We start from the raw sequence: 23,705 nt of genomic DNA on the forward strand, positions 1-23,705 counted from the left end.
CGCTCCTTAAATGGAAGCTGCCTACGCTTGATATATCAGCGCTACAGCCCTGTTTCACTGAAATTTCAACGGTATCCAGAGCCGGCCCGCAGCCCGCGCACTGCGGGGCAAAGCTCAGATCTGCCACTGGCGCGCGGCCAGCTCCTTCATGATTTCCTCGGTGCCGCCGCCGATCGTCAGCACCTTGACTTCGCGGTAGATGCGCTCGCTGACGGTGCCGCGCATGAAACCCATGCCGCCCAGAATCTGTACGGCCGCATCGGCACAGTGCTGCATGGTCTGGGTCGCGTGGTTCTTGAGCACACAGACCTCGCCCACCCAGTCTGCCCCGCTATCGCCGCCGTCGGCACGCGCGGCCACCGCATCCAGCCAGGCCTGGGTGCCGCGTATGCGCTGCTGCATGTCCACCAGCTTGTGGCGTATGACCTGATGCTGGTTCAGCGTCGTGCCGAAGGCCTGGCGCTGCCGAGCCCAGGCCAGGGCCTCGTCGTAGCAGGCCTGGGCAAAGCCCAGGGCCGCGCAGGCGATGCCGAAGCGCTCGCCGTTGAAGTTGTGCATGATGGCGCGAAAGCCCTGCCCCTCCGGCCCCAGCAGATTCGCCGCGGGAACGCGCACCGCATCGAAGTACAGATGGGCCGTGTCCGAACACTGCCAGCCCATTTTGTCGAGCCGGCTGCGCCTCAGGCCCGCACTGTCTCCGGGCACCAGCAGCAGCGAAAGGCCCGATGCTCCCCGCTCCTCGCCCGTGCGCACGGCCACCGTCAGCCAGTCGGCGCGCATGCCCGAGGTAATGAAGGTCTTCTCGCCGTCGATCACATAGTCGCCGCCATCGCGGCGCGCGCGGGTGCGCAGCGCCGCCACGTCGGAGCCGCCGCCGGGCTCGGTGATGGCCAGCGCCGCAATCCTGCGCCCCGTCAGCACCTCGGGCACCACCTGGCGCCTCAGGGCCTCGCTACCCAGGGCCACGACCGGCGGCAGGCCGATATTGTGCGAGAGCAGGCTGGCCAGCACGCCACCGCTCGCGCCATGGCGGCACAGCGCAATCCATAGCGCGGCGCGCAGGCCGTGCGATGCGGGCGTGCCACCCAGCTCCTCGGGATAGCCAAAGCCCAGCAGGCCCAGCTCCGCGGCCCGGCGGTAGAGCTCGCGCGGAAATTCCCCGGCACGGTCCCAGTCCGTGACATGGGGGGCGATTTGCTCCAGTGCGAAGCGCCGCACCGTGTCATACAGCAGTTCGCGCTCTGCGGCTTCGCTCATGCTGCACCTCCTTGAACCGGCGCGAGACGCAGCAGCACCTGGCCCGGTGCAACCTGCTGGCCCGGGCCGACCAGCACGGCCTCCACCACGGCCGCGGCCCGCACCGAAAGGCTGTGCTCCAGCTTCATGGACTCGATCACCAGGGCTACGGCACCAGCCTCCAGCGCCTGGCCGGGCTCCACCGCGACCTGCACGAGCCGGCCGTTGAAGGGCGCACGCAGCTCGGTGGCGGCCGCCGCTGCGTCGGCGCCTTCGGGGGGCAGATAGCTGACATCCTCGGCCCACCAGTCCACGCCCGCGGCCTGCAGATGCCAGCGCTGGCCGCCGTCCGGTGCGTCGACGGGCACGCCATGGACCGTCTCGCCCACGCCGTCCAGGCTTGCGCGCCAGCCCCGGGCCAGCAGACCATCCACCTGCAGCCGCAGGGTCTCGCCATCGGCCTGCGCCAGGGTCCAGCGCTGGCTGCCCTTGGGCTGCAGGACCAAGTCCCGGACCTCGCCGCGATGGCGCAGCCGGCGCGGCTGGGCGAAGCCGCAGGCCAGAGGCCCGGGCGCCTGGCCCAGCGCGCACAAAGCCCCCCAGCGCCGGTGGGCCAGGGCTTCCCGCTCCCGCAGCAGCTGTTGCAGGCGCTCCGCATTGCCGGCCAGATAGGAAATCAAGGCCCGGCCCTGGCGGAACACCGGGTCTCGCAGGCACTCCATCAGAAACGCGCGATTCGTGGGCAGGCCCAGCAGCTGCAGCCGGTGCAAGGCGTGGAGCAGCTGATCGATGGCCTGCTCCCGGGTCGGCGCATGCACGATCAGCTTGCCCAGCATGGCGTCGTAATACGGACTGACCTCGCTGCCCACGCGCAGCGCATGGTCGAAGCGCAGGGCCGAGCGAGAGAAAGCCGAGGCCTCGGGAGCGAGGAAATGGCGCACCACGCCGGTATGGGGCTGGAAGCTTTCATCCTCGGCGCACAGCCGCACCTCGATCGCATGGCCGCTGAAGCGAACCTGTTGCTGCGTCAGAGGCAAATCCTCGCCGCGCGCCACGCGAATCTGCCACTCCACCAGGTCCAGCCCCGTCAGCGCCTCGGTCACGGGATGCTCCACCTGCAGCCGGGTGTTCATCTCCATCAGAAAGAACTCCTGGCCTTCCAGCAGGAACTCCACGGTGCCCGCGCCCACATAGCCTGCGGCCCGGGCCAGCGCCACGGCGCAGGCGCCCATGCGTTCGCGCAGGTCCGCATCCACGGCGGGGCTGGGCGCTTCCTCGATGATCTTCTGGTGACGGCGCTGCACCGAGCAGTCGCGTTCGCCCAGATGGATCACCTGGCCATGGGCGTCGGCGAACACCTGGACCTCGACATGGCGCGGGTGCATCAGGGCCCGCTCCACCAGCAGCTCGCCGTTGCCGAAGCCGGCCAGCGCCTCGGAGCGAGCGCCGGCCAGCGCGGCCTGCAGCTGAGCTGCGCCCTCCACCAGGCGCATGCCGCGCCCGCCGCCGCCGGCCACGGCCTTGACCATGACGGGGTAGCCTATGGCCGCGGCCTCGGCCGCAAAGCGCGCATCGGACTGATCCTCGCCCTCGTAGCCGGGCAGGCAGGGCACGCCATGGACCCTGGCCAGCTGCTTGGCCGCCGCCTTGCTGCCCAGCTGGCGTATGGCGACGGGCGGCGGCCCTATCCAGGTCAGCCCCGCATCCTGCACGGCCTGGGCGAAGCCCGCGTCCTCGCTCAGAAAGCCATAGCCTGGATGCACCGCATCCGCACCCGTGGCCCTGGCCGCCTCCAGCAGCTTGCCCACATCCAGATAGCTCTGCGCCGAACTCAGGCCGCCCAGCGCATAGGCCAGGCTTGCCGCCTGCACATGCGGGCTGCACGCATCCGCATCGGAGTAGACGGCCACCGTCTCTATGCCCAGGCGACCGGCCGTGGCCATCACGCGCAGTGCGATCTCGCCGCGGTTGGCGATCAATATGCGTTTCATGCTCAGCCCTTCTGCTGCACCATCCAGGGCGCAGCCTGCTTGTTGGCAAAGGCCTTGAGCCCCGTCCCGGCTTCGGGCCCGCGCAAGGCCTGCGCGAAGGTCCGAGCGCCCAGGCCCAGCAACTCGTCCAGCGGCTGATGCGCAGCGGCCGCCAGCAGTTGCTTGGTCGCGGCCACGGCGGCGGGCGCGGCCTGCGCGCAGACCTGGATATGCGCGCGCAGCTGGGTCTGCCAGTCCTGCTCGTCGGCAGCGGCGATCAGCCTGTGCACCAGACCCGCCTCGCGGGCCTGGGCCGCCGAGCGGCGCTGCCCGCCCAGCAGCCATTCGCGCGCCCGGCCGTCGCCCATGCGGCGCACCACGAAAGGCGCAATCTGGGCCGGCACAATGCCCAGCGTCACCTCGGGGGTCGCAAACACCGCATCCGATGCGGCGAGCACCAGATCGGCCACGCAGACCAGGCCCAGTCCGCCGCCCATGGCAGAACCCTGCACCGCCGCCACCAGCAGTTGCGGCAGTCCCGCCAGATCCTGCAGCAGGGCTCCGAACTCCCGGTTGCTGCGCACCAACGGGTCGCCGCCCTCGTGTGCCTCCAGCGGCCGGCCTATGGCACTCGCAAAGCTTCCCAGGCTGCCGCCCGCGCAGAAGTAGCCGCCGTTGCCGCTGAGCACCACCATGCGCAGGCCGGCGTCGGCCCTGGCGTGCGCGCAGGCCCGGCGCAAGGCCCCCACCATTTCGTCGGTCAACGCATTGCGCGTCTGTGGCGAATCGAGTCGCCACCACTCCAGCCAGCCATCGGCCAATGGCTCGCGTTCGATCTGCAGGACTTCGGCCATGGCACTCTCCTTCAGTGGCTGGGGCGCTTGATCAGGCCCATGGTCTTGCCGATGATGCCCAGCATCACCTCGTCGGCGCCGCCGCCTATCGAGGCCAGGCGCCCGTCGCGATACAGGCGCGAGACCCGGTTGTCCCAGGTAAAGCCCATGCCGCCCCAGAACTGCAGACAGGTGTCGGCCACCTCGCGTGTGAGCCGCCCGGTCTTGAGCTTGGCCATGCTGGCCAGCTGCAGCGCGTCCTTGCCGCTCATGTACAGCTCGGCGGCGCGATAGGTCAGCGCGCGCAGCGCCTCGACCTCGGTCTGCAGCTCGGCCAGCTTGAACTGCACCCATTGCTGCTCTATCAGCGTGGAGCCGAACATCTGCCGCTGCTGCGCCCATTCGATGGTTTCCTGTATGCATTCGTCCATCGCGACCAGGCCGCTGGCCGAGGCCCAGAGCCGCTCCTCCTGGAACTGCTGCATCTGATAGATGAAGCCCTGGCCTTCCTGCCCCACCAGATAGCGCTGCGGCACCCGCACCTCGTCGAAGAAGATCAGGCCGGTGTCGGAGGAGTTCATGCCGATCTTGCGCAGCTTCTGCGCCACCTCTATGCCCCGGGTCAGCTTGCCGCCCGGGCCGTCGCGCATGGGCACCATGATCAGGCTCTTGTTCCTGTGCACCGGGCCGTCGCCGGTATTGACCAGCATGCACATCCAGTCGGCCTGGATGCTGTTGGTGATCCACATCTTCTGGCCGCTGATGATGTAGTCGTCCCCGTCCTTGCGCGCATGGCTTTTGATGCCCGAGACATCGCTGCCCGCGCCGGGTTCGCTCACGCCTATGCAGCCCACCATGTCGCCCGCAATCGCCGGAGCCAGGAACTGCTCGCGCAGTGCGTCGCTGCCGAAGCGCGCCAGCGCCGGCGTGCACATATCGGTCTGCACCCCGATCGCCATGGGCACGCCGCCGCAGCGTATATGGCCCAGGGTTTCGGCCATCATCAGGCTGTAGGAATAGTCGAGGCCGGCGCCGCCGAAAGCCTCGGGCTTGGTCAGCCCCAGCAGGCCCAGATTGCCCAGGCCCTTGAACACCTGGTGCGCGGGAAAGATCTGCGCCTCCTCCCAGGCATCGACATGGGGATTGATCTGCTCGTCGATATAGCGTTTCAGGGTCTTGCGCACTTCCAGATGCTCATGGGTCCACTGCATGGCTTGTCTCCGTTGATGTCTGCGGGGCAGGTGAAGGGAAAAGGACGGCCATAGGCGCGCCGCACTACATCCGGGCGACGCCGAACTGCATGGGGCGCAGGCTGCGCGCGCCGGCCTCGGCCAGGGTGTCCAGGCAGAAGGCCAGGATCTGGCGCGTATCGCGCGGATCGATCACGCCGTCGTCCAGCAGCAGGCCGCTGGTTACGAGCGCATCGGCCTGGGCCTCGAACATGGCCACGATCTGCTGGTACTGGTTCTGCATCTGCTCGGCATCGGGCTGCAGGCCTTTGCGCGCCATGGCGGCCTCGGTCACCTGCTGCATGGTGCGCGCGGCCTGCTCGCCGCCCATCACCGCCGTCTTGGCACCGGGCCAGCTGAAGAGAAAGCTGGGCGCATAGCCGCGGCCGCACATGCCGTAATTGCCGGCGCCGAAGCTGGCTCCGCACTGGATGGTGATCTGCGGCACCGTGGCATTGGTCACGGCCTGGATCATCTTGCTGCCGTGCTTGATCATGCCGCTCTGCTCGCTGTCCTTGCCCACCATGTATCCCGTGGTGTTCTGCAGATAGACGATGGGATGGCCGAGCTGGCACATCCACTGGATGAAGTGCGTGGCCTTGTTGGCACCGGCCACATCGATGGGGCCGTTGTTGCTGATGAAGCCCACAGCATGGCCCGCGATCGCGCCCTGGGCGCAGACCGTGGCCGAGCCGTAGCCGGGCTTGAATTCCAGCAGCGCCGAGCCGTCGACGAGCCGCGCCATGATCTCGCGCATGTCCACGGGCTCGCGATGGTGGGCGGGCATCAGTCCCAGCAGCTCTTCGGTCGCATAAAGCGGTGCACCGGCGGAGGCAGCCGCTCCCGATTCAATAGCTTCCAGCGCATGACCGTTCTTGGCTGCAGGCTGTTTCCATTGGGATAGCTGCGCCACCACCTGGCGCGCCAGGCCCAGCGCATGGCGATCGTCTTCGGCCAGGTATTCGCCCAGGCCCGAGATGCCGGTGTGCATCTCCGCACCGCCGAGCGCCTCCTCGGTCGCGATCTCGCCCGTGGCGGCCTTGAGCAGCGGCGGCCCGGCCAGAAAGGCGCGCGAGCGGCCGCGCACCATGATCACCACATCCGAGAGCCCCGGCATATAGGCGCCGCCGGCCGTGCCCGAGCCATGCTGCACGGTAATCACCGGAATGCCTGCGGCCGACAGCCGCGCCAGATTGCGGAACAGCCCGCCGCCCAGCACAAAGCCCTCGACCCGGTAGCGCATGAGATTGGCGCCCGCGCTTTCCACCAGATGGATGAAGGGCAGCTTGTTCTGCAGCGCGATCTCCTGCACGCGCAGCATCTTGTCCAGGCCTTTTTCCTGAATCGCACCGGCCTCTATGCCCGAATCGCTGGCCACCACCATGCAGCGCACGCCGCTCACAAAGCCTATGCCGGCCAGCATGCCGCCGCCGGGCACGGACCTGGCCGGGTCCTGGCGGTCCTGCAGATAGCCGGCCAGAGTGCACAGCGGCAGCCAGGGCCGGCCGGGGTCCAGCAGCAGACCCACGCGCTCGCGCGGCAGCAACTGGCCGCGCTTCTCGAACTGGGGTTTGGAGCGCTGCGAGGCCTGAGCGGCGCGCTGCTCCAGCTCGCGCAGGGCTGCAATCCGCTCCAGCGTGGCCGCGCGCCTTTGCCGCGCCTGGTCGCTGCCCGCATTCCACTGCGATGTGAAGACATTCATGGCTGAAACACCTTGGGAGTCTGATACAGGGGAAAGCCATCGAAGGCGCGCACGGCGCGGCGCTGCTGCACCTCGGCACTGGCGGCCACGGGTCCCATGCCCGGGCGCACCTGGGGCCGCGCGCCGTCCACGCGCAGCACGCTGCCGCTGACGAAACCGGCCGCCGGGCTCAGCAGAAAGACCACGGCGGCCGACACCTCGGCCTCGTTGCCGAAACGCCCCGCGGGCACGGTGGCCGGCATCTTGCGCAACATGGCCGCGGCCTCGGGCGGGTAGTGGTCCATGCCGCTGGAGGCGATATAGCCGGGCGCCACCGCATTCACGCGCACGCCGTGCGCCGCCCATTCGACGGCAGCCGTCTCGGTGAAGCTGACCATGCCGGCGCGCGCCGCGCCGCTGTGGCCCATGCCGGGCATGGAGCCCCACATATCGGCCACCATGTTCACGATGGCGCCGCCATGCTCGGCCATGTGCTGCACAAAGCACTCTCGCGCCATGAGAAAGCCGCCCGTGAGATTGGTGTCCAGCACCGCCTGCCAGCCCTTGGCGCTGATGCCGGCCAGCGGCGCCAGGTATTGGCCGCCCGCGTTGTTGACCAGGGCATCGAGGCGCCCATGGCGGCCCAGCATCTCTGCCACCAGGGCCTTGACGGCCGCCTCGTCGCGGATGTCGCAGACATGGCTGCTGGCCAGGCCGCCGGCGCGCGCAATCTCCTGCTGAACGGCGCCGAGCTTTTCGGCATTGCGCCCCACCAGCGCCAGCTGCGCGCCCAGGGCCGCCAGCTCATGCGCAATGCAGCGGCCTATGCCGGAGCCGCCTCCCGTCACCACCACCACCTGACCCGCAAACAGCGCGGGGCGAAACACGGACTGGTACATCAACGCTCTCCAATAAACAAGGCCAGGGACTGCTCGGTCAGCTCATCCAGGCTCAGGCTGCCGCTCTCGGAAAACCATTGCGCGGTCCAGTTCAGCGCACCGAAGATCAGCAGGCGCGCGATCTCGGGCCTGGCCTTGAGCCGGCCCGTGCGGTACAGCGCCTGCAGCGCCGGCATCCACTGCGCCTCGTATTCGTCTTTCTGCGCGCTCACATCCTGACGCTGGGCATCGCTGAGCAGCCGCCATTCGTAGAGCATCACGGGAATGAAATCGCTCTCCGGCCCGACCATGATCTGCAGATGGTTGCGCACCAGCGCCCGCAGGCGCTCGACACCGTTGGCACGCGGGCTCAAGGCGCCCAGTGCCGCGCTCTGGCTGGCCGCAGCCTGCGACATGCCATCGCACATCACCGCATGCAGCATGGCCTCCTTGCTCTCGAAAAAATAGAACAGGGAACCCGGCTGCATGCCGGCCGCCGCCGCAATATCGCGCGTGCTGGCGCCGTGAAAGCCGCGCTGCCGGAACTGCCTGGCCGCCACGCGTATCAGCTCGCTGCGGCGCCCTCCCTCGTTGCGCTGCTGGGCAGACTTCGGAGGTCTGCCTCGGCCGCGTTTGACCACCGTGATTTCTTCATGACCTGCTTGCATGAAACACAGCATATCTGCTGCTTTTATTTTTACCAATCATTTGTTTGGCAAAAATATCTAGGACTTGTACCCAAGGGTTTTCCGCAGGCTCAATCCGGCTCCGGGCGCGCTCTGTACAGGCCTGGCGGGCTGCCCGTCCAGCCCTTGAACGCGCGCTGGAAAGCCGCGGCATCGGCAAAGCCCAGGTCTGCCGCCAGCGCCGCGAAGCCGACCTTGCTGGTGGCCAGTCGGGAGACGGCGATATCGCGGCGCAGGCCATCCTTGATGGCCTGGAAGGAGGTGCCGGCCGCGGCCAGTTTGCGCTGCAGCGTGGGCGCCGACATATGCAGGGCCGCAGCCGTCGCTTCCAGGCCCGCCCAAGGCGGCCTGGATCGCAGCAGATGCGCATGCACTCTCGCATCTATGCCCTCGCCGCCGCGCGCGGGCATGACGACGGCGGCGGGCCAGCTGGCCACAAAGCCCTGCAGCGCCTCCTCATCGCGGCTGCAGACCCGCGCGAGCTTGCGGGCCTCGAACCAGAAGGCCGACGCGGGCAGGCCGAAGCACAGCGGCGCCGGGAAGGTGTCGCCGTAGTCCTGCGCGTAGTCGGGCGGCTCGAACGCAAAGTCGAAGCGCAACACCTTGAGCGAGCCTCCCATCAGCCAGGCCGCCAGGCGCCAGAGCACGCGCAGAGAAAATTCATGCAGAAAATTCGGCAGCCGCGCCCCGCCCACGGCTTGCAGCACGATACCGGCCAAGGCGCCGTCGCGCACCAGCGCCAGCTCCACATCATCCTGCAGCAGCGCAAAGGCCTGGCACATGCGCTGCAGCGCGCCTTCCATGCCATGCCCGGTCAGCGCCTGGCGCGCGATCAGCTCCAGGCTGCCGCGCTTGAACGGGCGCGAGAACTGACCCAGAGCCTCGTCCCCCAGCGCCTCCAGCACCCGCCACATCAGCGCGATGTACTGGTCGGAGCTCACGCGCGCGCCCTCCTGGTCCAGCAACCCGGGAGCGATTCCGGCACGCTGCAGCAAGAGCTCAGGAGCCAGCCCGCGGCGGCGCACCCCGGCCGCGATGCCGCGCACCAGGGCCATGGGAACGGTGAAGGGAACGCCGGCAAAGCTGCTCATGCTGAAGCAAGTTGAGGTCTTTTGACATATGAACAATGCCCTCGGCAATGGGCTTGCGCATCGGGAATTTCTACGATGCAACCTATTGCCCCAGCGTTCGAGGAGTGGTCCATGAGTCATGATGTTCTGGTTGCCGGTGTCGGGATGATTCCGTTCGCCAAGCCGGGCAAGAGCGAGCCCTATTTCCGCATGGGAGCTGCGGCCGCAGGGCTGGCCCTGGCCGACGCAGGGCTGGACTACGCGGCCGTGCAGCAGGCCTATGTGGGCTATGTGTACGCCGACTCCACGGCCGGGCAGCGCGCCCTCTATGAGGTCGGCATGTCCGGCATCCCCGTCGTCAATGTCAACAACAACTGCTCCACCGGCTCGACGGCGCTGTTCCTGGCGCGCCAGGCCGTCGCCAGCGGCGCGGCCGACTGCGTGCTGGCCCTGGGTTTCGAGCAGATGAATCCCGGCGCCCTGGGCTCCGTCTATACCGACAGGCCCAGTCCGTTCGAGCGCTTCGACGCGGAGACCGACGCCCTGGTCGGCCACGGCGAGATACCGCTGGCCCTGCGCTACTTTGGCGGCGCCGGCAAAGCGCATATGGATCAGTACGGAACCCGGCTCTCGACCTTTGCCAAGATCCGCGCCAAGGCCAGCCGCCATGCGGCGCGCAACCCGCTGGCCCTGTTCCGCACCGAGGTCACCGAGGAAGAGGTGCTGGCCGCCCCCGTCATCTGGCCCGGGGTGATGACCCGGCTGATGGCCTGCCCGCCCACCTGCGGGGCCGCTGCTGCCGTCGTGGTCTCCGAGACCTATGCGCGCAGGCATGGCCTGGATCGCAGCGTGCGCATCCGCGCCCAGGCCATGACCACCGACGGCCCCCAGACCTTCGAGTCCCACGATATGCGCGAGGTTGTCGGCTTCGGCATGGCACAGAGCGCCGCGCAGCAGGTCTACGAGCAGGCCGGCATAGGTCCTCGGGACGTGGATGTGATCGAGCTGCACGACTGCTTCGCCCACAACGAGCTGCTGAGCTACGAGGCCCTGGGACTGTGCCCCGTGGGCGGCGCCGAGAAATTTGTCTGCGACGGCGACAACACCTATGGCGGCCGGTACGTCACCAACCCTTCGGGCGGCCTGCTCTCCAAAGGCCACCCGCTGGGCGCCACGGGCCTGGCCCAGTGCACGGAGCTGGTCCAGCAGCTGCGGGGCCGGGCCGGCCAGCGTCAGGTCGCCGGCGCCCGTCTGGGCTTGCAGCACAACCTGGGCCTGGGCGGCGCCTGCGTCGTGACCCTGTACGAGCGTCTGTAAAGCGAGTGCCATGTGCGGCACGCAATGCCTGGAGCCTGGGCTGCCCGGGCTCTTTCACCCCAAGCTTGAAGAAAAGGCCGTCCGATGTCGTCCGCCGTTATTTGGGAGATACGCAATCGCGTAGGCCATATCGTGCTGAACCAGCCCGAGCGCGGCAATGCCATAGGCTCGGCCATGGCCCAGGCTCTGGTCCATGCGGTGCGGCAGGCCGGCAGCGCCGACATCGGCGCGGTACTGATCTCCGCCAGGGGCAAGCAGTTCAGCGTGGGCGGCGATGTCGGCGAGTTCGTGCAGAACCGTGCGCAGCTGCCGGCGTTGATCGCGCAGATGCTGGATCTGCTACACCCGGCCATGCACGGCCTGGCCACGCTGCCCGTGCCCGTCATCAGCGCTGTTCAAGGCCCTCTGGGCGGCGGCGGCATCGGCCTGGCCCTGTGTGCGGACCTGGTGCTGGCCGCCGACACGGTGTTTCTGCGCGGCGGCTATGCGGCGCTCGGCCTGAGCCCCGACCTCGGCGTCTCCTACTATCTCGCACGCCGCGCCGGCGCCGCCAGGGCCAAATACCTGCTGATGAGCAACCGCCCGGTGCCGGCCCGGGACTGTCTGCGCCTGGGCTTGTTTGACGAGCTGCACGAGCCGCAGGCGCTGCAGGCGGCCGCCGTGGCGCTGGCCGAAGAGCTTGCCGGTGGTGCCGCCAACTCCATGGCCAGCATCAAGCGCCTCTGCGATGCGGCCCACACGCAGTCCCTCCAGGCACATCTGGCCGCGGAACGCTCCGCCATGCTGGGCTGCGCCCGATCGACCGACTGCGACGAAGGCATTGCCGCCTTTGTCGAGAAGCGCCGACCGCTGTTTCGAGACCGCCACTGAGAAAACGAGCGCTGCCTGTTTTTCGGGCGGCATCCGCAAAGCCAGTCTGGGTGCGGGTTTGCGCAGTTCTTCGGGCATTTACCCACAGGCAGGTCCACATGAGTTGGGGATAAAGCCCGCGGCCATGGTGTGTAATCCCCTCATGCCCAAACTCAAAGCCCCGAGCAAGGAAGACAGCGCCCTGCTCCCGCATTTTGCCGAACTGCCGGTTCAAGCCATCCATATACCCCAGGCCCCCGCCGAGTTCGACGCGGCCTATGCCGCACTGACGGCCGCCCGCTTTCTGGGATTCGATACCGAGAGCAAGCCGCTGTTCAACGCGGGCCAGCACGACAGCGGCCCGCATCTGGTACAGCTGGCGACCACCCAGCAGGCCTGGCTGCTGCAGCTGCATCACCCCCGGGCCCTGGAGCTGACCCGTGAAATACTGGGGGCTGCCCATATCTGCAAGATCGGCTTCGGCCTGGACAACGACCGCCAGTCCCTGCCGCGCCGGCTGGGCACCGAGCTGGTGAATGTGGAAGACCTGGACCGCCGCTTCAAACAGCTGGGCTACGGGCCGTCCATAGGCGTGCGGGCTGCAGTGGCGCTGGTGCTCAGGCAGAACTTTCGCAAGTCCAAACGCACCAGCACCTCCAACTGGGCCAGCCCTCAGCTGACCACGGCCCAATGCCGCTATGCAGCCAATGACGCCCATGCGCCCGCGGTCATTCAGACGGCGCTGCAGCACTGGGAGGAGCATCAGCTGCAGCGGCTCTCCCCATCGCGCTCGCCCAGACCGGGGCAACGCTGAGAAGGCCGCCGCGCCTGGCGTGCAGGCCCACGGCCCGACGAGCACCGGTATTCCAAGGGCTGTCGCTCTCAAATCCCGTTCAGGGCCGGAGCATTCCGCGGCTCCTCAAGCCGCTCGGGGGTGCGCACGCAATCGCGGCCATCCCGCTTGGCCGCATACAGCAGGGCGTCGGCCAGCTCCAAGGCCGCATCCAGCTGCGTGGCGGCCGCCAGCGGCGCAATGCCGAAACTGGCCGTGACCTTCACGCCCGCGGGCAGCAGCGGGAAATCATGGTCATGCATGCTTTCGCGTATGCGCTCGACCACGGATTTCGCTTCCGGCAGCTGAACCCTGGACAGCAGCAGCACAAACTCCTCTCCGCCATAGCGTGCGACCAGATCCCGATCGCGCACCTGCCTGGGCAGCAACAGGGCCAGCTCCTGCAGCACATGATCGCCCACGCGGTGCCCCCAGCGGTCGTTGATCTGCTTGAAATGGTCGATATCCATGGCCACCAGCATCCAGGGCGCCAGACGCTGGTCGGCCAGCAGCGCGGCCGAGGACTCCAGGAAAGCGCGGCGATTGAGCAAACGCGTCAGCGGATCGCGGTTGCGCTCCTCGCGCAGGCTTGCCAGCACATCGCGCACCGAGCAGGCCAGCAGGCCTAACGCAAACCACATGCCTATCAGCAGGGCCACCGCCAGCGTCAGCAGCCAGTAGCCCGAGCGCGTGAGTTCCTGCACCCCCTGCACCGGCAGCAGCCACACCGCAAAAGGGCGCAGCAAGGCATAGCCCACGTTCACCCCATAGGTCCAGCGCACCCAGCGCTCCAGCCAGTCATGGGCCGGCTGCGCCTTGAGCATGGTGCCCAACACCAGCAGCTGCTGCAGTGCCGTGCCCACGGTCAGACACTGGACGCGCACCCAGAGGTCCTCCTGCACCCGCGAGTAGTAATACAGCGCGCCCAGCGTGACAGCCGCGACCAGCAGGCCCGCAGCCATGCTCACGCCCCGAGCGCCCAGGCGCAAGGCCATGCCCTGGGCCTGGGCCCAGCACCCGGCCAGGTACAGGCAGCCCGTGAACAGCGCAGCACTGGCCAGTTCTGCATTGCTCATCAGGCTTTGCGCGGCCAGTGCCACGGCCGGTATCACATAGCCTGCGGCCAGCCAGAGCAGAAACCGCGCTCCCGGCTGGCGACGCTGCACCCACCAGCATCCGGCCAGAGTCAGCCCGAACAGCATCACGCAAGCGGGTGCTATCAAGGCAAAGTACGGATCTGCGGACTGATTCAACGGCAAGACTCTCTGATCTCTCTGAAGGAAGGAAATAGCTGCGCTCAACGCTGCGAAAAGTGTATCTACAAGATTGGGCTGGCACACACAAAGGCCTTCGCCGCTGCCGCATAAGCACATAGCCATTCGGTCGTTCCCCGGCCTAGGCGCCCAGCCCATAATGCGCTTCACTGCCTTCAAACAGGCAGCAAGGCGGCCGGCAGCGGACCGCCCCTCCACCACAACGCACAAACCCGAAGAGAGACACGAATGCGCATAGAGACACTCGCCGTACACGCTGGCTACTCCCCCGACCCCACCACCAAGGCCGTGGCCGTCCCCATCTACCAAACCGTGGCCTATGCCTTCGACAGTGCCCAGCATGGCGCCGACCTGTTCGACCTCAAGGTGGCCGGCAATATCTACACCCGCATCATGAACCCGACCACCGACGTGCTGGAAAAGCGCGTCGCCGCGCTGGAAGGCGGCATCGGCGCACTGGCCCTGGCCTCGGGCATGGCCGCCATCACCGCGGCCATCCAGACCCTGGCCGAGGCCGGCGACAACATCGTCAGCGCCAGCACCCTCTATGGCGGCACCTACAACCTGTTCGCCCACACTTTTCCGCAGCAGGGCATAGAGGTGCGCTTTGCCGACCCGCGCGATCCGGCCAGCTTTGTGCCGCTGATCGATGCCAGGACCAAGGCCGTGTTCATCGAGTCCATAGGCAATCCCCTGGGCAACGTGACCGATATCCGCGCGCTCGCCGATGTGGCGCACCAGCATGGCGTGCCGCTGATCGTGGACAACACCGTGCCCTCGCCCTATCTGCTGCGTCCCTTCGAGCATGGCGCGGACATCGTCGTGCATTCGCTGACCAAGTATCTGGGCGGCCACGGCACCAGCGTGGGCGGCGCGATCGTGGACAGCGGCAAATTCCCCTGGGCCCAGCACAAGGCGCGCTTCAAGCGCCTGAACGAGCCCGACGTCAGCTACCACGGCGTGGTCTATACCGAAGCCCTGGGCGAGGCCGCTTTCATCGGCCGCGCCCGCGTGGTGCCGCTGCGCAATATGGGCGCGGCCATCTCGCCGCAGAACGCCTTCCAGATCCTGCAGGGCATCGAGACCCTGGCCCTGCGCATGGACCGCATCTGCGCCAACACCCAGAAGATTGCCGAGACGCTGCAAAACCACCCCAAGGTGGAATGGGTGCGCTACGCCGGGCTCAAGGATCACCCCGATCACGCCATCGTGCAAAAGCAGTCGGGCGGCCGCGCCTCGGGCATCCTGTCCTTCAGCCTGAAGAGCGGCGGCGCTGACGCCCGCGCGGCCGGCGCGCGCTTCCTCGATGCGCTGCAGCTGTTCACGCGTCTGGTGAACATCGGCGATGCCAAGTCCCTGGCCACCCACCCGGCCTCGACCACCCACCGCCAGCTGGATGCGGCCGAACTGGCCAAGGCCGGCGTCAGCGAAGGCATGGTGCGCCTGTCCGTGGGCATCGAGCACATCGACGACCTGCTGGCCGACCTGAATCAGGCACTGGCTGCGGTTTGACCCTGCGACGCCTCGACCCTGCCCGCTCCACGCGGGAGGATCGAGGCCAGCCTGCGCAGCCGCCGCCCAGACAGTAAGATGGAAACGCTTCGGGCGGCTGCGCCGGGAGCCGGACTTCGTCACCTGTTCATCTCGGAGGGGGCGGCAATGATCTCAGCTAGCTCGATCGCATTGACCGGTTTCATGGCTTGGGCGCTGCTGCTGCTCGTGCTCATGGAGCTCATCCGCACGCAACTGGTGCTGCGCGGGAAGGCGCCGGCCAACAGTTTCAGGCCGGACAACGCCGGCCTGTCGCCTTTCATGCAGCGGCTGGCCAGGGCCCATGCCAACTGCATCGAGGGTCTGCCAATCTTCGGCGGCCTGCTGCTCGTCGCCATGGTCACGCAGCGGACGGCCATCACAGATCCGCTCGCCTATCTCTTTCTGGGCGCTCGGGTGTTCCAGTCACTGGTGCATCTGGCCTCGACCAGCCCGGCCATGTGCACGCTCCGCTTCACGGCATTTGCGGTGCAAATGGCGATCGGGCTGTATTGGGCCATCAAGCTGCTGGCCCCGCCATGAGGACCATGCTTGGTTCAGGCCGCTGCGTTTAGCTGCGGAGCGCCGAAGGCTCTTCTTTCAATCGCAGCCCGGTCATCAGCCGACATCCCGCGCCAGCCTCAGCCCCGTCATCTGCCAGCGGGCCGTGGTGGGGAAGAAGTTGCGGTAGCTGGCCCGCGCATGGCCCGCGGGCGTCAGGCAGGAGCCACCGCGCAGCACATACTGGTTGACCATGAACTTGCCGTTGTACTCGCCGACCGCGCCAGCGGCCGCGCGAAACCCCGGATAGGCCGCATAGGACGACTGGGTCCATTCCCAGACCTGGCCCAGCTGCAGCCCGCCATCGCCCATGGCCCAGGGATGCAGTAGGCCGTCGCCGACTTCCTGTTCGTCCGCCCGCTCCTGCGCCCAATGCGGGGCCATCGCGACCTCCCATTCGGCTTCAGTGGGCAGGCGCGCGCCGACCCAGCGTGCATAGGCATCGGCCTCGTAATAGGAAAGATGGGCCACGGGTCCGGCAGCATCCAGCGGCACGGCGCCACGCAGGCTGAACTCCTGCCAGCCGTCCTCCCCGCCCTGTGCGGCTTGGCGCCAATACCAGGGATGGGCGAGCTGCTGCGCCAGGCACCAGTCCCAGCCTTCGGCCAGCCACCATTGGGGCTGCTCGTAGCCACCGCTGCGCACGAACTCCAGAAATTCCGCATTGCTCACCGGCCGGTCAGCGATCTCGGCGCCCTGCAGCAAGACCGCATGCCGCGGCATCTCGTTGTCGAAGGCAAAGTCCGGCCCCGCATGACCTATCTCGTGCTGGCCGCGCGCCAGCGGCAGCCAGCCCGGCCCAGACAGGGCCTGGTGCGCCGCGCCGGCCCGATCTTCGGGCGGTGCATAGGCCGGCCACAGCGGATGGCAGGACAGCAGATGCTTGACATCGGTAAGCAACAGCTCCTGGTGCTGCTGTTCGTGCTGCAGGCCCAGTTGCACCAGAGTGCTTATGAGCTCGCAGGCCTCGGGCCCTTTTCTCTTGCTGCGCGCCATGGTCTCCAGCAGGGCTAGCATGCGCTCGTCCACCGCATCGCGATAGGCCTGGACCTGCTGCAGCGCCGGCCGGGTAAGCATGCCGCGCCGCTCGCGCGGATGGCGCTGGCCTAGCTGCTGGTAGTAGGAGTTGAACAGCATGCGGAAGTCTGGATCGAAAGCCTCATACGCCGTCTCATGCACGGCCAGCACAAAGGTCTCGAAAAACCAGGTGGTGTGCGCCAGATGCCATTTGGCCGGACTCGCATCGGGCATGGACTGCACGCAGGCATCCTCGGCCGACAGCGGCTCGGCCAGCCGCTGGGTCTGGGCGCGCACGTGCAGATAACGCCCGGCCAGGGCTTCAAGATCAGGCATGGGCATGGATGACGGCAAACCAGTTCTGTTCATCGGTCCAGACACGCTGGCGGCCGAAGCCGGCACGCGACAACATGTCGAGAAACTTTTCCTGCGGGTATTTGTAGCTGTTCTCGGTATGGATGGTCTCGCCCTCGGCAAACTGGCGCAGCCCCTGGGGCCAGCCCACGATGACGGGCCTCAGTGCGCGCAAGTGCATTTCCACGCGCGAATGCCCGGCGTCGAAGCGCGCCTCGTGCGCCCAGTCCTGCGCGTCGAAGTCGCTGCCCAGCACGGCGTTCACATGCTGAAGCACATTGCGGTTGAAGGCGGCCGTCACGCCCTGGGCGTCGTCATAGGCGGCGATTAGCAGCTCCACGGGCTTGGGCAGGTCTATGCCTATGAGCAGCCCGCCGTCATCGCCGAGCAGGCCGCGCATCTGCGCCAGCATGCGCTGGGCCTGGTCGGGGTCGAAATTGCCTATGGAGGAGCCCGGGTAGAACAGCAGGCGGGCGGCGCGCGGCACATCTGCGGGCAGAGCCCATTCCTGCGTGAAGTCCGCGGCCACCGCACGCGCGCTCAGGGGCGCGAAATCTCGCTCCAGCCGCTGCACGGCTCGGGCCAGAAAATCGGCCGCGATGTCCACGCCCACAAACTGCTGCGGCGCAAGGCTGCGGCACAGGCGGCGCACCTTCTCGCAGTTGCCAGCCCCCAACTCGATCAGCACCTGGCAGGGGCCTATGGCCTCTGCCATGGAGCGCTGGTGGCGCGCCATGATGGCGGCCTCGGTGCGGGTCAGATAGTACTCGGGCAGGCCGGTGATCTGCTCGAACAGCGCGCAGCCGCACTCGTCGTAGAAAAACTTGGGCGAAATCTGCGCCAGGGGCTGCATCAGGCCCTGGCTCAATTCGCGCTGCAGCTCCCGCTGCGCCTCGTACTGCCGCGAAGCTTCGGGCCGGGACTGCAGCGCCTCGGGTTCATCCAGCAGCGCCTGATGGCAGGCACTCACAATGCTGCGCTGCGCAAAACGGCAGGAGGGCAAGGGCAGAGGCAGGCGCCCTGCCCTGGCAAACCGCTCCCCCGACGTCGACACACCATCCATGAGCTGATCTCCTTGCAAGCCGCCGGCCGGCAAGGCCTGCCGCACGGCATGGATGCGATCCACCGCCGTGCATGAAGGCACGGCATCCGGCCCCTGCACAGCGCAAGACCCGAATGCCCAGATTAAAGCTTCGCCCCCGTGGTGAACGTAGGAGTGTTTCCTACATTTGTGAAAATCTAAGGCAGGGATTGCTTGAACAATTTACTTCTGGAATGCAATGAGGCCCGGCGAAGCAGCTGGGCTCGGTTGCAGCGCATGAAGCGCCCCGGCTGCACTGAGCAGCACCGGTATCAATGCAGAAGCGGACTGTCTATCTGCAAGGCCCTTGCCTGGAGCACGGCTCGAAGATCCGATACCGCGTGAGCGCCGGAGGCCTCACACCCCGGCGTCGAACACGGGCATTCGCTTTAAGACCCGCTAACTCGCACTGCCATGCAGCACCGCATTGCGGCGTGCATACAGGAAGTAGATGGCCAGCCCTATCCCCAGCCAGGTGAGGAAGGCAATCCAGGTCAGCGCTTCCAGATGGGCCATCAGGAACAGGCAGAAGCCCACCGACAGCAGCGGAACCACCGGAACGCCGGGGCAGCGGAAAGCCCGCGGCAGATCGGGACGGGTACGGCGCAGCACCAGTACCGAGATCGAAATCAGCGTGAACGCAGACAGCGTGCCGATATTGATCAACTCGGCCAGCACATTCAGCGGCACGAGAGCAGCGATCGTCGCGAACACGATGCCGACGGTCCAGGTGGCAAAGTACGGTGTGGAATGCACCGGGTGCACCGACGACAGTCGGGCAGGCAGCAGGCCGTCGCGCGACATCGCAAAGATGACGCGGGTCTGGCCGAAAGTCATCACCAGAATCACCGTGGTCATGCCGAGAATGGCGCCCAGGTCGACAAAGCCGGCAACCCAGTTCTGCCCCGCGTACTGCAACACCAGCGATACGGGGTGATCGACGCCGGCAAACATGGCGAAGGGGACGACGCCGGTCATGATGGCCGCGACAATCACGTACAGCACGGTGCAGACCGTCAGCGAGCCGATGATGCCGACCGGCAGGTCTCGGTGCGGATTGCGCACCTCCTCTGCGGCCGAGGTCACCGCATCGAAGCCGATGAAAGCGAAAAACACCAGTGCCGCCGCATTGAAGATGCCGGTTGCGCCGAACGGAGCGAAAGGCTGCCAGTTGGCCGGCTTGACATGCCAGACGCCGACCACGATGAACAGCACCACCACCGCGATCTTGATCGCCACCATCAGATTGTTGAGACGCGCCGACTCGCGCACTCCGCAGGCCACCACCCAGGTGATGGCCAGCATGATCAGAAGAGCCGGCAGGTTGAACAAGGTGTGCGCGCCGGGTACCGCGCCCGGCGCCGCCGTCAGCTCCACCGGCAAGTGCAGGCCGAAGCCCGCCACCAGCGATTGGAAGTAGCCCGACCAGCCCACCGACACCGCCGAGGTGGCCAGACCGTACTCGAGCAGAAGGTCCCAGCCTATCATCCAGGCAATGATCTCGCCCAGGGTCGCGTAGCTATAGGTATAGATCGACCCCGACACCGGAATGGCCGAGGCGAACTCGGCATAGCACAGAGCGGCGAAGCCGCAGGCCACGGCCGCAATGATGAAAGAGATCATCAGCCCCGGGCCGGCGGTCAGCGCGCCGGTGCCGGTCAGCACAAAAATACCGGTGCCGATAATGGCACCGATGCCCATCAGCACCAGGTCTGTCGGACCCAGCACCTTCTTCAGACCGCCGGCGTGCCTTTCGGCCAGCATGGCGTCGATATCCTTGGTTCGGAACAAGCTCATGGGGGTGTCTCCTGCATGTTCTGCCGCGCTCTTGCAGGACCGACACCGGATAGCGGGCGACGGGTCGTGCGGGCGCGGCTTTTCCGGGCAGCACGCAGCCGGATAGGCTGCAAGGGTTTGCTGGCGCACAGATCGCGCACCGGCCCCGGGATTAATTTGGATGGCAAACCGACTCGGTGAGACAGACCTCAAAACCGAATCAACGCAGCGCGCAAGGCAGTGCCTTGCGCGCCGCTGAAGTCAGATTCGCGGGTTTCAAGCGACGTGATGAACCCAGGCAAACGGATCGGCGATCTTGCCGCGCTGCATGCCGGTCAGCAATGAACGCAGGCGCTGCGTGACTTGGCCTTCCCCGCCATGACCGATAGTGAATTCCCCGCCGGCGTGGCGGACCTGCCCGATGGCGGTTACGACGGCGGCCGTGCCGCAGGCGAAGGTCTCCTTGAGGCGTCCGCTGGCGGCATCGGCACGCCACGACTCGAAGTCGTACGCTACTTCATTGACCGTCATGCCCTCATGCCTGGCCAGCTCAATGATCGACGCACGTGTGATGCCCGGCAGGATCGTCCCTTTCAATGGGGGCGTGCGCAGAGTTCCGTCGTCCATCACGAAAAACACGTTCATGCCGCCGAGTTCCTCGATCCAGCGGTGCTCCGCAGCGTCAAGGAACACGACCTGGTCGCAGCCCTTGGCCGCGGCCTCGGTCTGGGCGATCAAGCTGGCCGCGTAGTTGCCGCCACACTTGGCCGCGCCGGTGCCGCCAGGGGCAGCGCGCGTGTATTGCTCCGAAACCCATACGGTCACGGCCGACTTCCCGGCCTTGAAATACGGACCGACCGGGCATGCAATCACGCAAAAGATATATTCCGCTGCCGCGCGCACGCCGAGAAAACTCTCCGAAGCGAACATGAACGGGCGCAGGTAGAGGCTGCCGTCGCCGCCCGGAATCCAGTCCCGGTCGATGTCCACCAGCGCCTCCACGGCACGCAGGAAAATGGTCTCGGGGAGATCGGCCATCGACATGCGGGCTGCGGACGCGCGAAAGCGCTTCGCGTTCTCCTGCGGCCGAAACAGCGAGATCTTGCCGTCGTCGCCACGGTAGGCCTTCATGCCCTCGAATATTTCCTGCGCATAGTGCAGTACCGCGCAAGCGGGATCGATCTGGAAAGGACGGCGTGCTTCGACCTTGGCGTCATGCCAGCCGCGACCTTCGGTCCAGCGGATGGTGACCATGTGATCTGTAAACACGCGTCCGAATGCCGGATTGACCAGTCTGGTCGCGATTTGATCGGCAGGGGTGGGGTCAGGGCAACGCTCCACGGCGAATTGCAATTGATTTTCAGCGTTCATACCGTTTGTCTCCGAATGGCTCTTATGTGCGCAGCAGTGTAGGAAGCACTAACGTCATCGTAAAATCAAAAATTCCAACACCTGATATCTTCTAAACGAATAGCTGAGAGGCGGACATGGCCAAGTCACCCGAGGTACCGGAAAGGATTGCCAAGGAACTCACGCTGCGGCAGCTGCGCTACTTCGCGGCGGCGGCCGAAACCGGGCAGTTCTCGATGGCAGCAACCGCCGAGCATGTGTCGCAATCGGCCATCACCAATGCGGTGCTGGCGCTCGAGCAGCATCTGGCCGTGCGTCTATTCGAGCGCCAGCCACACGGCGTCGCGTTGACTGCCGAAGGTCATCATTTCTACCAGCATGCACGCCAGATCCTGGATTCGGTCGAAGACGCGCTGCGCGAGCCGCGCTTTCAGGTGCATGGGCTGCGGGGGACTGTGCACCTGGCGGCCTCCTACACCGTGCTGGGTTATTTTTTGCCCGGTCTGCTGGCACGCTTTCGCACGAATTACCCAGACATCGAGCTGGACCTGCACGATATGGATCGCCCGAGCATCGAGCGCGCCGTCGTTGCCGGCGAAATCGAGCTGGGCATTGCGTTGCTGTCCAATCTGGAGCGGCCGCAGCGCTTCGCCCGTCACACCCTGATGCGCTCGCGGCGCCAGCTGTGGACCTCGGCCACGCATCCGCTGTTGGCAATCGAGCGGCCTTCGCTGCGTGACATCGCCGCCTATCCCTATATCCAGATCACCGTCGACGAGGCCAAACAATCCACCATGCGCTATTGGCGAAGCCGGCGGTTGACGCCGAATGTCGCATTCCAGACCAGCTCGATGGAGGCACTGCGCGGACTGGTTGCGCACGGCTTCGGAGTGACCGTGCTGTCCGACATCGTGTATCGGCCATGGTCGCTGGAGGGCAAGCAGATCCAGGCCAGACCCATCGCCGATGCGGTGCCGGACATGGAGGTCGGCATGCTGTGGCGACCCGACTGCAAGCTCGACAAGCCGGCCGATGCGCTGCGCGAATTCCTGATCCACGCTTGCGGAAGTTGAGCCGGCTGTTCCAGTCCGAGCGTGATCATCCGCGGCTTTCCCGCCGACGGTGTCCCGATCAGGTGCCCGCCCCGCAATGGACTGCAGCACCTGGCCGTGAGGCCGGGATTTGTCTGCTGGACCGAGGACAGTCGATGCATGCCCGCTCCGCAGCCGCGAACTTAGAGCGGGCAAAAAAAATCGGTACCCCGCAGCTGCGGAATACCGATATCAAACATACACCCTAGCCTTTGGAGCATGCAGGCCATGCCGGCCCGCCCACCCCGATGCACCGCAGATGCTGCGATGCGTGCCTCATCCCCGGAAGAAGGCCAGGGACGAGATCACTCCTTGCTATCAGAAGCGATAGCCCACACCCACGCCGACCAGCCATGGATCGACCTTGAACTTGGCGTCTTCCAGGCCGGCGCCCGTCACCTTGGTGCCCAGATAGACCTTCTTGACGTCGAAGTTCAGCGACCAGTTCTTGTCCAGCGCGTAGTCGAAGCCGAGCTGCAGCGCGCCGCCGAAGCTGTTCTTCTTGATGCTCACGCCGTCGGGCAGGTTCACGCTGGAGAAATTCGTGTAGTTCACGCCAGCGCCCACATAGGGCTTGAAAGCGCCGAAGTTGGTGAAGTGGTACTGGGCCAGCAAGGTGGGCGGCAGATGCTTGAGCGTGCCGACCTTGTCGCCGCCCAGACGCACATCGTGCTTTTGCGGATAGGTCAGAACCAGCTCGGCAGCGATATTGGGCGTGAAGAAGTAGGACACGTCCACTTCAGGCATCCACTTGTTGTTGATGCTCAGGCCGGCATCGCCTGCCGCGCCGCCGTTTTCGCTGTCCAGATGCACGGCGCGCACGCGCACCATCCAGGGGCTGGTGCCGTCAAACGATTGGGCAAAAGCGGTACCTGCAGTCAGCGCGCTGGCAGCAGCGGCAATCGCGATCAGAGTCTTTTTCATTGGCTTTTTCCTTGAAGAAATTCTGGGGAGCGCCGTGCACTTCCCTTGGCATTGATTGAAACAAAGCCCGCCGGGCTCGGGTTTGTCCCAGGTCAATCCGCCGCTCGCGAAGCGCCATAAAAAAGCGGCCGTTGCCCCATGGCCACGGCCGCAGCGAAGACTGATG

The 23,705-nt window shown here is 66.5% G+C and carries 20 protein-coding genes; 6 read left to right on the forward strand and 14 right to left on the reverse strand.

Features of this window, described 5'->3' with window-relative positions:
• Window positions 1-114: 114 nt before the first annotated feature.
• From AB6724_RS11540 to AB6724_RS11575, 8 genes are all read right to left on the reverse strand, one after another.
• Window positions 115-1,257, reverse strand: coding sequence for an acyl-CoA dehydrogenase family protein (locus AB6724_RS11540; protein WP_369338666.1), 1,143 nt, complete (start codon window positions 1,255-1,257; stop codon window positions 115-117).
• Window positions 1,254-3,227 (reverse strand): ATP-binding protein, encoded by a 1,974-nt coding sequence (locus AB6724_RS11545; protein WP_369338667.1) that lies wholly within the window; start codon window positions 3,225-3,227, stop codon window positions 1,254-1,256. The genes AB6724_RS11540 and AB6724_RS11545 overlap by 4 nt, the downstream gene beginning before the upstream one ends.
• Window positions 3,228-3,229: 2 nt before the next feature.
• Entirely contained in the window at window positions 3,230-4,060 is an 831-nt protein-coding gene (locus AB6724_RS11550) for an enoyl-CoA hydratase/isomerase family protein (protein WP_369338668.1), read from the reverse strand.
• Window positions 4,061-4,071: 11 nt separating this feature from the next.
• Window positions 4,072-5,250: an acyl-CoA dehydrogenase family protein gene (locus tag AB6724_RS11555; protein WP_369338669.1), complete on the reverse strand. Its 1,179-nt coding sequence runs from the start codon at window positions 5,248-5,250 to the stop codon at window positions 4,072-4,074.
• A 64-nt stretch (window positions 5,251-5,314) separates the two neighbouring features.
• Complete coding sequence (locus AB6724_RS11560) at window positions 5,315-6,970, reverse strand: acyl-CoA carboxylase subunit beta (RefSeq protein WP_369338670.1); 1,656 nt, start codon at window positions 6,968-6,970, stop codon at window positions 5,315-5,317.
• Window positions 6,967-7,848 carry an SDR family oxidoreductase gene (locus tag AB6724_RS11565; protein ID WP_369338671.1) on the reverse strand — a complete coding sequence of 294 codons (882 nt, stop codon included), beginning with the start codon at window positions 7,846-7,848 and terminating at the stop codon, window positions 6,967-6,969. The genes AB6724_RS11560 and AB6724_RS11565 overlap by 4 nt, the downstream gene beginning before the upstream one ends.
• Window positions 7,848-8,495: a TetR/AcrR family transcriptional regulator gene (locus AB6724_RS11570; protein ID WP_369338672.1), complete on the reverse strand. Its 648-nt coding sequence runs from the start codon at window positions 8,493-8,495 to the stop codon at window positions 7,848-7,850. Before AB6724_RS11570 ends, AB6724_RS11565 begins: the two co-directional genes overlap by 1 nt.
• Window positions 8,496-8,584: 89 nt before the next feature.
• Entirely contained in the window at window positions 8,585-9,604 is a 1,020-nt protein-coding gene (locus tag AB6724_RS11575; protein ID WP_369338673.1) for an AraC family transcriptional regulator, read from the reverse strand.
• Window positions 9,605-9,715: 111 nt separating this feature from the next.
• Here AB6724_RS11575 and AB6724_RS11580 point away from each other — a divergent pair, with 111 nt between their 5' ends.
• The 3 genes from AB6724_RS11580 (at window position 9,716) to AB6724_RS11590 (ending at window position 12,563) form a co-directional block, all read left to right on the forward strand.
• Window positions 9,716-10,900 carry a lipid-transfer protein gene (locus AB6724_RS11580; RefSeq protein ID WP_369338674.1) on the forward strand — a complete coding sequence of 395 codons (1,185 nt, stop codon included), beginning with the start codon at window positions 9,716-9,718 and terminating at the stop codon, window positions 10,898-10,900.
• An 84-nt stretch (window positions 10,901-10,984) separates the two neighbouring features.
• Entirely contained in the window at window positions 10,985-11,770 is a 786-nt protein-coding gene (locus AB6724_RS11585; protein WP_369338675.1) for an enoyl-CoA hydratase/isomerase family protein, read from the forward strand.
• A gap of 142 nt (window positions 11,771-11,912) precedes the next feature.
• Window positions 11,913-12,563 carry a 3'-5' exonuclease gene (locus AB6724_RS11590; protein WP_369338676.1) on the forward strand — a complete coding sequence of 217 codons (651 nt, stop codon included), beginning with the start codon at window positions 11,913-11,915 and terminating at the stop codon, window positions 12,561-12,563.
• A gap of 68 nt (window positions 12,564-12,631) precedes the next feature.
• Here AB6724_RS11590 and AB6724_RS11595 read toward each other — a convergent pair whose 3' ends face one another.
• Window positions 12,632-13,834 (reverse strand): GGDEF domain-containing protein, encoded by a 1,203-nt coding sequence (locus tag AB6724_RS11595; protein WP_369338677.1) that lies wholly within the window; start codon window positions 13,832-13,834, stop codon window positions 12,632-12,634.
• Between the two features lie 249 nt (window positions 13,835-14,083).
• Between AB6724_RS11595 and AB6724_RS11600 the strand changes: the two genes are divergently transcribed.
• Together AB6724_RS11600 and AB6724_RS11605 are read left to right on the forward strand one after the other, a co-directional pair.
• Window positions 14,084-15,367: an O-acetylhomoserine aminocarboxypropyltransferase/cysteine synthase family protein gene (locus tag AB6724_RS11600; RefSeq protein ID WP_369338678.1), complete on the forward strand. Its 1,284-nt coding sequence runs from the start codon at window positions 14,084-14,086 to the stop codon at window positions 15,365-15,367.
• Window positions 15,368-15,514: 147 nt separating this feature from the next.
• Window positions 15,515-15,928: an MAPEG family protein gene (locus AB6724_RS11605; protein ID WP_369338679.1), complete on the forward strand. Its 414-nt coding sequence runs from the start codon at window positions 15,515-15,517 to the stop codon at window positions 15,926-15,928.
• Between the two features lie 75 nt (window positions 15,929-16,003).
• Here the strand turns inward: AB6724_RS11605 and egtB are convergent, their stop codons facing one another.
• The 4 genes from egtB to AB6724_RS11625 form a co-directional block, all read right to left on the reverse strand.
• Window positions 16,004-17,305 (reverse strand): ergothioneine biosynthesis protein EgtB, encoded by a 1,302-nt coding sequence (gene egtB / locus AB6724_RS11610; RefSeq protein WP_369338680.1) that lies wholly within the window; start codon window positions 17,303-17,305, stop codon window positions 16,004-16,006.
• On the reverse strand, window positions 17,292-18,170 hold the full coding sequence (egtD, locus tag AB6724_RS11615) for an L-histidine N(alpha)-methyltransferase (RefSeq protein WP_369338725.1): 879 nt from the start codon (window positions 18,168-18,170) through the stop codon (window positions 17,292-17,294). Before egtD ends, egtB begins: the two co-directional genes overlap by 14 nt.
• Before the next feature lie 627 nt (window positions 18,171-18,797).
• Complete coding sequence (gene bcaP / locus AB6724_RS11620; protein ID WP_369338681.1) at window positions 18,798-20,195, reverse strand: branched-chain amino acid transporter BcaP; 1,398 nt, start codon at window positions 20,193-20,195, stop codon at window positions 18,798-18,800.
• Window positions 20,196-20,450: 255 nt separating this feature from the next.
• Entirely contained in the window at window positions 20,451-21,545 is a 1,095-nt protein-coding gene (locus AB6724_RS11625) for a branched-chain amino acid aminotransferase (protein ID WP_369338682.1), read from the reverse strand.
• 116 nt (window positions 21,546-21,661) lie between these two features.
• Here AB6724_RS11625 and AB6724_RS11630 point away from each other — a divergent pair, with 116 nt between their 5' ends.
• On the forward strand, window positions 21,662-22,597 hold the full coding sequence (locus tag AB6724_RS11630; RefSeq protein ID WP_369338683.1) for a LysR family transcriptional regulator: 936 nt from the start codon (window positions 21,662-21,664) through the stop codon (window positions 22,595-22,597).
• A gap of 336 nt (window positions 22,598-22,933) precedes the next feature.
• On the opposite strand, the gene AB6724_RS11635 is transcribed toward AB6724_RS11630, so the two are convergent.
• Window positions 22,934-23,539, reverse strand: a complete 606-nt coding sequence (locus AB6724_RS11635; protein WP_369338684.1) for an OmpW/AlkL family protein — start codon at window positions 23,537-23,539, stop codon at window positions 22,934-22,936.
• Between the last annotated feature and the right edge of the window lie 166 nt (window positions 23,540-23,705).

This window comes from Comamonas guangdongensis, assembly GCF_041079535.1.
In the GTDB taxonomy this organism is placed as follows: domain Bacteria; phylum Pseudomonadota; class Gammaproteobacteria; order Burkholderiales; family Burkholderiaceae_C; genus Comamonas; species Comamonas guangdongensis.

Coding starts and splice junctions, on each gene's coding strand:
- AB6724_RS11580 (WP_369338674.1), top strand. CDS start 9,716: ATGAGTCATGATGTTCTGGTTGCCGGTGTCGGGATGATTCCGTTCGCC.
- AB6724_RS11575 (WP_369338673.1), bottom strand. CDS start 9,604: ATGAGCAGCTTTGCCGGCGTTCCCTTCACCGTTCCCATGGCCCTGGTG.
- AB6724_RS11600 (WP_369338678.1), top strand. CDS start 14,084: ATGCGCATAGAGACACTCGCCGTACACGCTGGCTACTCCCCCGACCCC.
- AB6724_RS11570 (WP_369338672.1), bottom strand. CDS start 8,495: ATGCAAGCAGGTCATGAAGAAATCACGGTGGTCAAACGCGGCCGAGGC.
- AB6724_RS11630 (WP_369338683.1), top strand. CDS start 21,662: ATGGCCAAGTCACCCGAGGTACCGGAAAGGATTGCCAAGGAACTCACG.
- AB6724_RS11585 (WP_369338675.1), top strand. CDS start 10,985: ATGTCGTCCGCCGTTATTTGGGAGATACGCAATCGCGTAGGCCATATC.
- AB6724_RS11625 (WP_369338682.1), bottom strand. CDS start 21,545: ATGAACGCTGAAAATCAATTGCAATTCGCCGTGGAGCGTTGCCCTGAC.
- AB6724_RS11545 (WP_369338667.1), bottom strand. CDS start 3,227: ATGAAACGCATATTGATCGCCAACCGCGGCGAGATCGCACTGCGCGTG.
- AB6724_RS11590 (WP_369338676.1), top strand. CDS start 11,913: ATGCCCAAACTCAAAGCCCCGAGCAAGGAAGACAGCGCCCTGCTCCCG.
- AB6724_RS11565 (WP_369338671.1), bottom strand. CDS start 7,848: ATGTACCAGTCCGTGTTTCGCCCCGCGCTGTTTGCGGGTCAGGTGGTG.
- AB6724_RS11560 (WP_369338670.1), bottom strand. CDS start 6,970: ATGAATGTCTTCACATCGCAGTGGAATGCGGGCAGCGACCAGGCGCGG.
- AB6724_RS11605 (WP_369338679.1), top strand. CDS start 15,515: ATGATCTCAGCTAGCTCGATCGCATTGACCGGTTTCATGGCTTGGGCG.
- bcaP (WP_369338681.1), bottom strand. CDS start 20,195: ATGAGCTTGTTCCGAACCAAGGATATCGACGCCATGCTGGCCGAAAGG.
- egtD (WP_369338725.1), bottom strand. CDS start 18,170: ATGCAGCCCCTGGCGCAGATTTCGCCCAAGTTTTTCTACGACGAGTGC.
- egtB (WP_369338680.1), bottom strand. CDS start 17,305: ATGCCCATGCCTGATCTTGAAGCCCTGGCCGGGCGTTATCTGCACGTG.
- AB6724_RS11635 (WP_369338684.1), bottom strand. CDS start 23,539: ATGAAAAAGACTCTGATCGCGATTGCCGCTGCTGCCAGCGCGCTGACT.
- AB6724_RS11555 (WP_369338669.1), bottom strand. CDS start 5,250: ATGCAGTGGACCCATGAGCATCTGGAAGTGCGCAAGACCCTGAAACGC.
- AB6724_RS11540 (WP_369338666.1), bottom strand. CDS start 1,257: ATGAGCGAAGCCGCAGAGCGCGAACTGCTGTATGACACGGTGCGGCGC.
- AB6724_RS11550 (WP_369338668.1), bottom strand. CDS start 4,060: ATGGCCGAAGTCCTGCAGATCGAACGCGAGCCATTGGCCGATGGCTGG.